Annotated in this window: 10 protein-coding genes; 1 reads left to right on the top strand and 9 read right to left on the bottom strand. The window is 57.8% G+C overall.

The window, feature by feature from the left end:
* Nucleotides 1–54: 54 nt before the first annotated feature.
* From EV660_RS09830 to EV660_RS09820, 3 genes are all read right to left on the bottom strand, one after another.
* The gene (locus EV660_RS09830) at nucleotides 55–777 is read right to left on the bottom strand and encodes a FadR/GntR family transcriptional regulator (RefSeq protein ID WP_071479680.1); all 723 of its coding nucleotides are present in this window, start codon (nucleotides 775–777) and stop codon (nucleotides 55–57) included.
* A gap of 184 nt (nucleotides 778–961) precedes the next feature.
* Nucleotides 962–2,332, bottom strand: coding sequence for an ammonium transporter (locus EV660_RS09825; protein WP_071479681.1), 1,371 nt, complete (start codon nucleotides 2,330–2,332; stop codon nucleotides 962–964).
* 419 nt (nucleotides 2,333–2,751) lie between these two features.
* Nucleotides 2,752–3,804, bottom strand: coding sequence for a GlxA family transcriptional regulator (locus EV660_RS09820; protein ID WP_071479682.1), 1,053 nt, complete (start codon nucleotides 3,802–3,804; stop codon nucleotides 2,752–2,754).
* A 68-nt stretch (nucleotides 3,805–3,872) separates the two neighbouring features.
* Here EV660_RS09820 and EV660_RS09815 point away from each other — a divergent pair, with 68 nt between their 5' ends.
* A complete protein-coding gene (locus tag EV660_RS09815; RefSeq protein WP_071479683.1) occupies nucleotides 3,873–4,535 on the top strand; it encodes a helix-turn-helix domain-containing protein in 663 nt (220 codons plus the stop codon).
* Nucleotide 4,536: 1 nt separating this feature from the next.
* On the opposite strand, the gene EV660_RS09810 is transcribed toward EV660_RS09815, so the two are convergent.
* The 6 genes from EV660_RS09810 to EV660_RS09785 form a co-directional block, all read right to left on the bottom strand.
* Nucleotides 4,537–5,604 (bottom strand): heme-dependent oxidative N-demethylase family protein, encoded by a 1,068-nt coding sequence (locus EV660_RS09810; RefSeq protein ID WP_071479684.1) that lies wholly within the window; start codon nucleotides 5,602–5,604, stop codon nucleotides 4,537–4,539.
* A 12-nt stretch (nucleotides 5,605–5,616) separates the two neighbouring features.
* Nucleotides 5,617–6,582 (bottom strand): PDR/VanB family oxidoreductase, encoded by a 966-nt coding sequence (locus EV660_RS09805; RefSeq protein WP_071479685.1) that lies wholly within the window; start codon nucleotides 6,580–6,582, stop codon nucleotides 5,617–5,619.
* Nucleotides 6,579–7,187 (bottom strand): dimethylamine monooxygenase subunit DmmA family protein, encoded by a 609-nt coding sequence (locus tag EV660_RS09800; protein ID WP_071479686.1) that lies wholly within the window; start codon nucleotides 7,185–7,187, stop codon nucleotides 6,579–6,581. The genes EV660_RS09805 and EV660_RS09800 overlap by 4 nt, the downstream gene beginning before the upstream one ends.
* 73 nt (nucleotides 7,188–7,260) lie before the next feature.
* On the bottom strand, nucleotides 7,261–8,397 hold the full coding sequence (locus tag EV660_RS09795) for an aminomethyl transferase family protein (protein ID WP_071479687.1): 1,137 nt from the start codon (nucleotides 8,395–8,397) through the stop codon (nucleotides 7,261–7,263).
* A gap of 623 nt (nucleotides 8,398–9,020) precedes the next feature.
* On the bottom strand, nucleotides 9,021–9,446 hold the full coding sequence (locus EV660_RS09790) for a group II truncated hemoglobin (protein WP_071479688.1): 426 nt from the start codon (nucleotides 9,444–9,446) through the stop codon (nucleotides 9,021–9,023).
* 16 nt (nucleotides 9,447–9,462) lie between these two features.
* The gene (locus tag EV660_RS09785; RefSeq protein WP_071479689.1) at nucleotides 9,463–11,832 is read right to left on the bottom strand and encodes a trimethylamine N-oxide demethylase; all 2,370 of its coding nucleotides are present in this window, start codon (nucleotides 11,830–11,832) and stop codon (nucleotides 9,463–9,465) included.
* Between the last annotated feature and the right edge of the window lie 211 nt (nucleotides 11,833–12,043).

The raw sequence follows: 12,043 nt of genomic DNA, 5'->3' as shown, positions 1-12,043 counted from the left end.
CCGCAAAGCCAGCTATAGAGGCTCATGACAGCCCCTCGTGTCAGATGCGGAACACTATTCAGTTTCGTGCAGCAGCAGTTTCTGCTCCTCGATCAGATGCAGCTTGATGAACTCAACCGCCGCTTCCACATCGCGCGACGAAATCGCATTGAACAACGTGTTATAGCGTTTCTGATACCCCTCAATCCGGTCAGGCGTCAGATGCCGACGCATCAGGGCTGTGCGAAAGCTCTGGCGGCACACAGCAATCGTCAACTCGTAACAGGATTCCAGCAAAGGGTTGCGCGTACCCTGCGCAATCTTGCGATAAAACGCTTCTTCGCAGGTGACGAATTCATTTACATCCGTCCGCACCTGCTCAATCTCGGAAACGATTTCATCCAGCTCATCCAGATCACGCGGACTCATGTTGATGGTGGCAAGGCGCACCATCTCCGGCTCCAGAATGCTGCGGACAACCAGATGGTCGAGCGGGCTGGTGCGTTCTGCCACGCTATCAGGCTCAGAGCGCGCTTCTGGCTTGGCTTGCCAGATCACGAAACTGCCGCTGCCGGGCCTGCGCCGGATCGCCTTGTGGCTTTCCAGCACATCCAACGCCTCGCGCACGGTATTTCGCGACACACCAAGGTCTGCGGCAAGCGAACGCTCGCTTGGCAGGCGCGTGTCGAGGGGATATTCTTCAGACTTGATCTTGGAAAAAAGAGTGTCAATGACAACCTGCACCGTTCCGCCAACGGAATGGCCTGAAATCTCGTCTGCCTTCAACCTGATGGTCATGCGCCCTGCAACCTTTCGTCTGCCCCATCATATCCCGCGCCGCACCAGATGCACAAGCTTCAGACAATGCGCCACGAATTTGATCGATCACGACATAGGACGAAGGACAGCAGATTGCCAGCCACCACGATTGCAAGACGCGCTGCCCCGGGAAGAAAAGCCCGGGGCAGCACAATCAGCGCGGTTACTCGCCCGGCGTCAGCACGATGGAGTCGCCATCATGCTCCACATCCCAGGCCAGCTTGTCCAACCCATCGGCCTGCGCCTCTTCACTGATGCGCAAACCAATCGTCTTTTCCAGAATCAGCCCCACGACCAACGCCGTCACAGCGCCTGCACCAATACAGGCCAGCGTGCCCGCAACCTGCATCACGATACCGATCTGGCCATGCTGAAAGGCATAAGCGCCCTCTTCTATGCCCAGATACCCACCGCGCGGTGTGCCAGCCTTGAAGACCCCCAGCATGACTAGACCATATGACCCCGCCCCCAGAAACAGCGGGAACAGCTTATGCTCGTCAATTCCACGCTTGAGGGTGAACTCATACACCGCCCATGCAACGAATGGCGCACCGAGTGAAACAAGGAACATCTGCCACGGCAGATAGACATCAAAACCCGACGCCCCTGCAACATAGCCTGCAAGCGGGCCCAGCAACGTATAGGCATAATTGCGGGTCTTGTAGGCAATCAACAGGCCCGAAAGCGCGCCGCCAGCCCATGACAACCCGTAATTGTTAAACGCGATGCCCACACTTGTATTGGCCATGGTTACACTGACCGCCAGCGCCTCCGGGTCGAAAAAGAACAGACAGGACAGAATGACCATCGGCAGGCCAGCGAAAATCGTCATCAGCCCTGTCGCCGCCAGCCCGATGCTTGGCGCGTTATAGCTTGGCACCTTGGGATGGGGGGCAAACATGCCCGGGCGCGCACCCAGTCGCGGCACCAAGACCAGCGCCATGCCAGCCGGGAACAGGTACACAAAACCAACCCCGAAAAAGTCGTGGAACCCAGGGTTGGTCAAGGGCCCCACCGACCCCCATGTTGCCCAGCTTAGCGCCGAGGACACCAGCGTTGCCGCAATACACAGGATAAAATAGGCCGCAGCCTTCATCCGTTCGGCCACTGCAAAATGCAACAGCACATTGATGATCCCGGCAAAGCAGGCCAGAAAGAACACGAAGATCTGGAAATTGTTCAGCCCCGGAAAAATGTCTGGCGAGACTTCATGCGCGCGCGCATTCACCATTCCGCCGCCCATCCACCAATCCGCGATGGAATCGCCCAGCGTCGCATCTTCGATAATGTAGTATTGCGCGGCCCATAGCGAAAAGCCGATCAGGAAATAGACAGCAAAGCCAATGAAGAAGCCCATCAGCTTCTCGACGGTCGAGGTCAGAAGGTTTTTGTGCCGTGTGGTTCCTGCGTCAATCATCAGCAGACCGACAACGACCATTATCGCGCCCACTGTGCCCGAAGCATAGACGAGGTTTTGTACGAGTGAGTTCAGACTGACCTGATCAGCATGAACCGCTGCAAGGTTAAGTGACATGAGGTTCTCCCTGTCCCGTTGGGTTCAGAATTCCGGGCTTTGCGCCCTATCGCCCGCACCAGCAGAAAACCGATCTACCGGAACTGGTCCTGTTTGGTTCCCGACCACTCTGCTCAGCGATGGGAACACCCAAATTCTGACCCAGAATTCGCATTCTCCAAAACAAAATTTGCATTTAAAGAATATATTTTTCTTTAAAATGCAAAAATTGCGCCATTTTGGTAAAAATCGGACCAGACCAGATCAGGAAATCGGCCTGAATTCCGCACTAGGGCAGAAAACATGTCTTTAAGACGAATCATTTGCGGGCGGCCCGCCCCGCTCACAGCTTCGCGTCAACGTCGCGGACTCCAGCCAGAAACATTTTCTTGCTTCAAATACTCAATCCCGCGCCCTGCCACAGGCGCAGCCGCCGGGAATTAGGGCAAAGGTGCACCAAGCGGCGGCGCACTTGGCAAAGGGCTGTTCGCACGCGCCCGAAACATGTTGATCTTGCGCCTGTCCTCATCGGGTGACAGCCCGAAAACCTCAGCGTAGCGCTGTCGGAACGGACTTGTGGTTGTATACCCCACCGCCTGCGCGATCTCGCGCATTGAGCGGTTGGAATACATCACCAGTTGCCGCGCAGATGTCATGCGCAGGCTGTGATAATAGGACAGCGGCGTCTTGCCGGTCAGTTTCTTGAACAACCGCTCCAGATGCCGAGGAGAGATTTCGATCTGTTCGCAGATATCCGCAATGCCAATCGGGTCCTCCAGATTTTCGGACATCAGGCGCATTGCGCCTGCCACCGGGTCAGGGAACATATCCGATGTGGAGGCAACGCGCATCGCCGGTATTTTCTGGCGCACGCCCTCGCCCCGCACCAGCGGGTGCTGAAACCAGCACGCAACTTCGGTCATGACCTCTGGCCCAAGCTGCTGCTCGATCAGCATCAGCGAAAAATCAAAACCGGCCGCAGCCCCCGATATTGTCACCCGCCGCCGGTCGGGCATGATGACCTCATCCGTTGTGGCGCAATCGGGGAATTCATCGGCAAAGGCGGTTGCATAACACCAATGCACCGAGGTGACATGCCCTTCCATCAGCCCGGCCCGCGCCAGCACGAACACTCCGCCACTTACCCCACCCAGAACCGCGCCATGGCGCTCCAACGCTCGCAGGGCACCATTTCCGGCGCGCGGGTTGTCAAACCGCGCATCAGGCGGGCTTAGCACGATCAGATAATCGACATCCTGCGCAGCGTGCAGATCAGCCGAGGGGTGAAAGGCCACCATTGCGCTGCTTTCAACGGCGCTGCCAGCCTCGGAGATCAGCGTCCAGCGAAAGGCGGATTGGCCTGCGATTTCATTCGCCGCGCGCAATGGTTCTATCATCGAGGTCAGGCAGGCCATCGGAAAGCCCGGAAAGATCAGGAAACCCAGATGAATATCATCATTTCGGTTGCTTCGAAGGCTGCTCTCATGAAACATCAAACTTGTATCCCTGACCAGTCGCGCGCATTTGCGATGTATTCGGTCGTCATTTTTCTGGAGTAAACATGCCCGAGGCCACAAAACCGATCGACAGCAAAGACAGCAAAACCCCTTTGATGCAAGACCCACATCGCATTCGCGATGAACGGGAAAAGGTGCTGGAAGTTGCGATCGGGCGCGAAGTGCGCGCGTTTCGTCGGCAAAAAGGCATGACGGTCGCGGAGCTCGCCGCGCTCACGGGCCTGTCCATCGGGATGCTGTCCAAGATCGAGAATGGCAACACATCGCCTTCCCTGACCACGCTGCAAACGCTGGCCCATGCGCTTAGCGTGCCGCTGACATCCTTTTTTCGCGGCTTTGAAGAACATCGTGAGGCGGTCCATACCAAGGCCGGTGAAGGGGTCGAGATAGAGCGCGCGGGGACGCGGGCAGGCCACCAGTATAACCTGCTGGGCCATATCGGGGCCAATGCCAGCGGGGTCATGGTCGAACCCTACCTGATCACGCTGAGCACCGAATCCGATATTTTCCCGACCTTTCAGCATGGCGGGATCGAGACGATCTATATGCTGGAGGGCGAGCTTCTTTATCGCCACAGTGACAATCTTTACCATCTGTGCCCCGGCGACACGCTGTTTTTCGACGCCGACGCCCCCCACGGCCCCGAAGGGCTGGAGCGGCTGCCCGCGCGCTATCTGTCGATCATCGCCTATCCGCAAAACGGCTGACCTATTTTTCAAGTGGTGGTTCGGTTTCCAGATCGGGCCAGATACCGGGTGAGGTGGGCTTGCCGTCGTCATATTGCGACAGGTAATCAAGGATCATGGGCCGGTTGCGAATGAAACCTTTGTAAGTGGCCAAATCTTCCGGCAGGTCGCGAATAACGCGGTGCAACCGGCGGCCCCATTTCGGCACAGTCACAAGATCGTCCAGCGCGATCAGGTAGCAGCGGATGGGGAAGACCAGCGCGTTGGACCTTGGCAGGCGGTAGAAGGTCTGCAATTCCACGCGCAGATGTTGTTTGCGCCCGATATTCTCTGGCATCAAACTGGTCTTTTGCACGCCCCATTTGTGGTAATTCTCGGGGCTTGTGTCCAGCAGCGGGTTGACCGTCATGGTCCAGTTCAGCCGCCGCGCGGGGCTGCCTTGCTGAATATTCAGCAAGAATTTCAACGCGCGTTTGAACACCCCCATTTCATGCGCGCGCGGCACCGGCGCGTGCCATTCAAAGAAGTTCATCCCAATATCGAAATCCAGCGACCAGTCGGCCTGTGTGGTGACCATGCCCGCATCCATCCAAAGGTTGTTTTCGCGCTGGTCCAGCACTGCAAAATCACCCTGCGCCTGCCGGGTGATATATTCCATTGGGCCATAGGGCAGGCTGGCATCATCCATGAAGGTGAATGTATCATCAATGCCTAAGGGCTTGTTGATCCAGCGCCATTTATCGCCATTGCGGTGCAATTCGAACAGGTCGGGATAGTCTTCGGATTTGCTGACCATGATCAGTTCCAGCAAGTCCCAGCCTGCCAAGGTCATATGCGGCAACGACTGGCAGCGCAGGGGGTCTTCCGCCAGCACGATCGCCCGGTCGCGCATTTCCGAGATGTAATGTTCATCCACATCAAAGCGCTTCTCGAAAACCGACCCTTCTGGCCCGCCGCGATGCTGTTCCATATTGACCGAATACATGTAGCTGTCCTCATGGAACGGAAAGGGAAAGCGTTTGATCGCCCAATCCGAGTTGCGGAAGGTGTAATCGTCGCGGAATGTCTCGTCATTGAACTGGATGGTCATGGCAGCCCCCTGTTATCGGTCCAGCACCAGTGTCTTGCCTTCAAAACGGCTGACACAGGGCATGATTTTCTCTCCACTGGCGTGTTCGTCATCTTCCAGCCAGTGATCATTGTGCAAAAGCGTACCATCATGGCGGATCACGCGGGTTTCACATTGCCCGCAAGCCCCGCCACGGCACATATAGGGCGCATCCACACCCGCGCGCTCGATCGCTTCCAGCAGGCTTTCATGTTCGCCAACGGTGACCGTCTTGCCGGATGCGGCCAGTTGCACATCAAAGGGCTTGCCGGATTGAGGGGCAAGGAATTCCTCATAATGCACCGCTGCATCAGGCCAGCCCAGATCAGCCGCTGTCTCTCGCACCCAATCGATCATGCCGCGCGGGCCGCAGATATAGACATGCGTGCCGGGGGGTTGGCCGCGCAAAAGATCGGCCAGCGCTATACGCTCATCCTGATCGTCATGATACACATGCACATGGGCGCGGTGGCGCGTGGTCAGCTCTTCTGCATAGCTGGCCAGCGCCGCGCTGCGCACCGAATAATGCAGCTCAAACCGTCCCGCGATCCGTTCAAGCTGCCGGATTTGCGACAGAAACGGCGTAATGCCGATCCCGCCCGCGAACATCAGGTGTTTTTTTGCGGTCAGGTCCAGTGGAAACAGGTTTACCGGGTAGCTGATCACCATCCGGTCGCCCACCTGCACCTTGTCATGCATGAAGACGGACCCGCCGCGCCCCTGATCGTCGCGCCGCACTGAGATCGCGTAATGGCTGGGGTCCATCGGGTCGGACATCAGCGAATAGGGGTTCAGGCGCGTCTTGTCCCCGTCCTGCATTTCAACCACCGTATGCGCCCCACCCGAAAACGGCGGCAAGCTGCCGCCCTCGGCATGCTGAAACTCGAACCGGGTGACCAATTCGTTCAATGGCACCTTGGCTGTGACGATAACGGGAATTTTCTGTGTGCCTGCGCTCATTTGTACAACTCCACCGGTTCCGGAACCTCGCCTGGGTCTTCGGCGTCGATGCAGACCCCCTGAAACGCCGCCAGCCTGCGCGAATAATGATCGCGCACAAACAGGTTCAGCCCGCAATGACTGCATACAAACGGATCGGTCATCACATCCTCGGTAATGCCCTTGCAATGCACGCATTGCACCCGCCGCGCCACTGATCCGCGATGCTCGGTCTGAATGGCCGCCAGCGGGATACCTGCCTGCAACGCCTCATTCATCGCCTGCCCGATCAACCCTTCGGTGCCCGCCAGATAGACCTGAGCCCCCATCACGGTATCGGACAGAACCCGGCGCAACCTTGGCACACTGGCAAGGTAGCTGGGGCTGACATGCAGGATGTCCGGCCCCGTCGCGCGCAGCTTTTCGACCAACGCTTCGCCTGCATTGCGCGGAATATAGATCACATGCGCTTTCGCCATGATCTCAGGCGCGGCTGCGGCCAGATCCAACAGCGCTTCTGCGCCCTCGGCATCGGCCACCATCAGATGTTGCGCGGCTTCGCGCGGGGCAAGTGTGCCATAAACAGGCCGACTGGGTATGGACGGGGGAAAGGTAAACCTGCTCATCCGGGCAGCACTCCTTTACGGTCTGGTTGTGAAAAGGGCGCGGCCCCGCATGGGTGCCGCGCCCGGATGGGACTTAGCCTTTTGCCGTGCGGCGCTTCTTGTCCGGGTCATAGAACGGCATCGAATGCGCAACGCATGGGATTTCGGCATCAGAGTTTTTGACGACCATCGCAGTGCCATCGACAGCGCAATCCACCGGCATCCGGGCAATGCCAACATTGTGCTTGTTGAGCGAGGAATACATGCCCACTGTGACGACGCCGACCTGCTTGCCGTCTTTCATCAGCGCAGCACCTTCTTCGGCGGGCGTCGTGCCCTCCAGCTTCACGCCGTAAATCTTGAAGCGCTCCTTGCCCTTCAGGCGGTAATGCTCTTCCGCACCGCGAAAGCCGATCTTGCCCTTGGATACCGTGAAATCAAGGCCCAGTTCCCACAGCGTATCGCCGCCTTTTTCATTCTCGAAAGGATATTGTTCGGAATTGTCATAGGGAAAGAAGAGCAGATAGCTTTCGGCGCGCAACAGGTCTAGCGTGGTAAAGCGCGTGGGGATAATGCCCATTGGCGCGCCTTTCTCGACCAGCGAATCCCAGATTTCCAGCGCATCCTGCGCGCGGCAGAAAATCTCATACCCGCGTTCACCCGTGTAGCCAGTGCGCGAAATCATCACCGGCTTGTCCCAGAGCATTGTCTGAGTATGCGAGAAATAGGCAAGATCACGGATGCCCGGCACGCCTTGCGCTTCCAGAAAATCCACGGCCATCGGCCCCTGCAGCGAGATGTCGTGCAAGTTGTCGTCAAAGCGGATGTCCACATCGCGCCCCATCGCGGCCATGGTCAGTTGCTCATGGCCCTGCCCAGCGCCATGCACCACCATATAGCTGTTGGGGCCAGTGCGATAGATCACGCAATCATCAACGAACTTGCCTTCATCATTGAGCATGGTCGCATAGGAACTGCGCCCCGGCTTGATCTTGTCCGCATTACGCGTTGTCGCGCGGTCGATGACGTGAAAGGCGTGCGGGCCGACAACATGCACCTTCTTCAGGCCCGACACATCCATGAACCCCGCCTTGGTGCGGATGGCCAGATATTCTTCTTCCTGATCCTTGTCATAGCTCCAAGCTGTGCCCATGCCGGACCAGTCCTCCAGCGCCGAGCCCATCGCCCGGTGCCGGTCTGCCAGCGCGGAAAATCGCCAAGATGTTGTCATATCCCCTCTCCCTGTTTGGTTCGTTTTGGTCTGTTTTGGTTTCTATTGGTCAGGCGTCAGCGCCACCTTTGCAACAGGTTGACCGAAACAGCCCCCCAAAATCAATACTTAAAGAAAAATATTTTACTGCTAGGCAAGTTTTGGCGTAGTTTTCATCACTTCAGCAACTTAAACTGGGCTGAAATTGGTCTGAACGCACCGCGCTTTTGCCCCTCAGGCTTTGCGAGTGATCAGCCTTGCCCGAATCGTAACCGCGACTAGCTAATGTTCGCCATCTGACGAATGGTTCCCGCGCCACATGTGATGCTGTCGCGTGGGGCGGCTATGCGGAGTTTGCGGACGTAGCGACGCCGGGTGCAAAGTCGCGCAGCGCCGGGCCGCGGTGCGGCGATCTAACGCATAATCTGTAGCGCTTTATACTGGCCAAATCCGCGAAAGTTTAAATCTATGCGCTGGTGGCAGCCCAATCGCCGTGCCGAGGGGGCGGCCCGGCGATGCGCGGCGGCCTTCGGCCTCGATTCCGCGCAACTGAATGTCCGCAACGCCCCCAAAGCACTCATCGGGTATCTTGTGTCAGGTGGCAAACACTAACATGCACAAGTGACGCGCTAGAGATGCGTCAATCAGACTGGAGCGCTTTCGGGGCGCACACCCCATTCTCCCAGATCATTGACCAGCCGCAACGCTGCGCGGCGCAGCGCTCCGCGCAGGCGATCCACCTCTGGCCCGGAATGGCCGCAATCTGACAGCGCGCGGTCCATGCATATCAGCCAGTTTTCAGCATCTTCGTGCCTGACCGGCACATGGGCGTGAATTTCGCGCAAATTCATATGCCCATGACGTTCAGCATAGTAGCGCCGCCCGCCCAGAAACCCGCACATGAAGGCGAATTGCTCGGATCGGGCATTGTTCATCCCCTGCCCGCGTTCATGCAACAGGCGCAGATGCGCGCCTTCGGGCAGGCTTTCCATCAGGTCATAAAAGGTTTCGACAAGGGCGCGCACTGCGTTTTCGCCACCGATATGTTCGATCAAAGGTGCCTGTGACATGCGCGCGCCTGCTGTTCTAAGAGCGCGGGCGCTCTTTCTTCGGGTCGTAATGGGCAAAAGGCACGATACGCGCGGGCAAGCGTTTCTGATGACCATCCAGCTTGCCAATCTCAACCTCGGTGTCCAGATCTGCATGGGCCACGTCCAGCCGCGCCAGCGCGATATTCTTGCCCAGTAGCGGCGAGCGCATGGAAGATGTCACCTCGCCCACCTGTGCGCGGCCAATATGGACGGGGTCGCCATGCCCGACATCGACATTGCTGTCGATATCCAGCCCCACCAGCTTGTGCATCGGGTTTTCCTTGCGCCGGATCAGCGCATCGCGCCCGATGAAATCATCGGTTTTCGATTTCAGCGGCACGGTAAAGCCAATGCCTGCCTCGAACGGGTCGGTCTGGTCCGAGAAATCATACCCGGCAAAGATCAGCCCGGCCTCGATCCGCACCATATCCAGCGCTTCCAGCCCAAAGGGTTTCAGGCCGTGGTCCTGCCCTGCGTCCCAGATCGCGTCGAACACCGCCGCACAATCCTTGGGGTGGCACATCACCTCATAGCCCAATTCGCCCGTATACCCGGTGCGCGACACAACGATCGGAACACCGTCATGGCTGTGCAGACGCGCTGGCGTGAACCGGAACCAGCCCAACTGGTCGAATGTCGGGCGATGCGGTGCGGTCCAGACGATCTTGCGCAACAGATCGCGGCTTTCCGGCCCTTGTACCGCGACATTGTGCAACTGGTCGGTCGAAGACCGCACCAGCACTTTCAGCCCCAGCTTTTCGGCCTGCTCACGAATCCATTCGCCGCCATAATCATTGCCGCCGATCCAGCGGAAATTGTCACGGCCCAGCCGGAACAGCGTGCCGTCGTCGATCATCCCGCCATGCGGGTAACACATGGCGGTATAAACAACGCCACCTTCGGACATTTTGCGCACATCACGGGTAAAGATATACTGACACAGCGCTTCCGCATCCGGCCCCGTAATCTCGAACTTGCGCAAGGGCGACAGATCCATGATGACCGACTTCTGGCGGCAAGCCCAGTATTCCTCTACCGCGCCGGTCCCGGCAAAGGAATTCGCCAGCCAGTATCCGTTATACTCGATAAAATTGCCGGTATGCTTGGCAAAGCTGGCATGGAAGCCGGTTTCCTTGGTCATCTTTGGCTCCGAATCAGGCGTGGCGCGCATGGCAATGGCCCGCGTGAAGGTTTCCTTGCCGCTATAGGTGCGGATGTGAATATCGGTCGGGTTCCAGCCATTCGCGGGTGTGGTGTCATCGGGGCAGGCGGAACTGACGCAAACCAGATCGGTTAGCGCGCGCAGCAGCACATAGTCGCCGGGGCGCGACCACGGCTCGTCCGTGTAAAGCACGCCATGCTCATCCAGCCCGGTATTGAAGAAGAAATTGATCGCCATCCAGCCCGGTCGCGGGTCGGCACCAAAGGGGGCAAGCGCCGCGTTGAAATTGTCAGTGCAATTCACATGACCCGGATAGCCGATATCATCATAATATTTCGCAGCACAGGCCATCGCAAAGGCATCATGGCGCCCACAGGTGTCCTGCACCACCTCGACCAGCGGCTCCATGTCGTGGTCATAATATTTCGCGTGCAGCCCCGGCATGGGATAGGCATGGCCCATCAGGGTGCGTGTGGTGGTCACATCCAGCGGGTGCTGAAGGCCCTTGTCCAGCTTGCGCGCGGAAAAACACTGAAAATCGGTGCATTGGCGGCCATCCACATCCAGAATCTGGATATAGTCACCCGCCTTGACGAAATAGGCCTCTGCCGTGGCCGAATGCACCCTGACCTCTGCCAGCGGGTTGGCCAGCGGGTCGGGCAACTCGAACCGCACATGCGGCTTGAGGGTAGCGCGTGTGATGATGACTGTCAGCGGGGTGGCGGTGTCCTGACGCTCGAAATCCATAGCGCCACCGGGGGCCGCAATGATCGCCACACCATCGCGCGAGATGCGGAACTCCTCTTCCGTGCCCGCCGGGGTTGTGTCTTCAAACAGGCGCAGAACCGGGGCCGCAGCAAGATTTATGTTCCGCGACTCAATGCCCATGCGCAACCCGCGCAAGGAACTGTCCGCGCTGTCCAGAAGCGCTTGCAACCCCAAAGCCTGTGCATTTGCTGTCGCGCCGATAATGTCAGCATCGACCCGGCCCTTATTGTCAGCGGCCAGAATTTCGCACACCTGCCCGCCTTCATCATTTCGGACCCGCAATGTGTCACCAGCCCAGACCGGGACCAGTACTGCGCCCGCGCCTGCGACCACATACCGCTCTGTCCCCGGTGGCAGCGAAAAGACGCGCGGCGATGTTATCGAACTTGCACGTGGCGGGCCGGGGCGGACCTTTGGATAGGGATCATCAAGCATGGTTCGCGCTCCCTTAATATGCGCTACAGGAATATTATTTTATTATCAAGAATACATCAAATCAAGCCTTAAGCTTATGCAGGCCAAATTTCTGCCCGTAATTTTAGCACGACACAGCAAATTCTTGCTGATAGAACTACAGAAATCTTTTCAATAATTTCGACTCAATAGTCGGCAAAACACGCATAATTCAAAGGCAATTCTTGCAAAC

The organism is Roseinatronobacter bogoriensis DSM 18756 (assembly GCF_004366635.1).
Classification (GTDB): domain Bacteria; phylum Pseudomonadota; class Alphaproteobacteria; order Rhodobacterales; family Rhodobacteraceae; genus Roseinatronobacter; species Roseinatronobacter bogoriensis.
Note: the sequence above shows the minus strand (reverse complement) of the source record. Positions and strands in the feature narration are given on the sequence as shown.

Coding starts and splice junctions, on each gene's coding strand:
- EV660_RS09800 (WP_071479686.1), bottom strand. CDS start 7,187: ATGAGCAGGTTTACCTTTCCCCCGTCCATACCCAGTCGGCCTGTTTAT.
- EV660_RS09810 (WP_071479684.1), bottom strand. CDS start 5,604: ATGACCATCCAGTTCAATGACGAGACATTCCGCGACGATTACACCTTC.
- EV660_RS09805 (WP_071479685.1), bottom strand. CDS start 6,582: ATGAGCGCAGGCACACAGAAAATTCCCGTTATCGTCACAGCCAAGGTG.
- EV660_RS09825 (WP_071479681.1), bottom strand. CDS start 2,332: ATGTCACTTAACCTTGCAGCGGTTCATGCTGATCAGGTCAGTCTGAAC.
- EV660_RS09820 (WP_071479682.1), bottom strand. CDS start 3,804: ATGTTTCATGAGAGCAGCCTTCGAAGCAACCGAAATGATGATATTCAT.
- EV660_RS09795 (WP_071479687.1), bottom strand. CDS start 8,397: ATGACAACATCTTGGCGATTTTCCGCGCTGGCAGACCGGCACCGGGCG.
- EV660_RS09830 (WP_071479680.1), bottom strand. CDS start 777: ATGACCATCAGGTTGAAGGCAGACGAGATTTCAGGCCATTCCGTTGGC.
- EV660_RS09790 (WP_071479688.1), bottom strand. CDS start 9,446: ATGTCACAGGCACCTTTGATCGAACATATCGGTGGCGAAAACGCAGTG.
- EV660_RS09815 (WP_071479683.1), top strand. CDS start 3,873: ATGCCCGAGGCCACAAAACCGATCGACAGCAAAGACAGCAAAACCCCT.
- EV660_RS09785 (WP_071479689.1), bottom strand. CDS start 11,832: ATGCTTGATGATCCCTATCCAAAGGTCCGCCCCGGCCCGCCACGTGCA.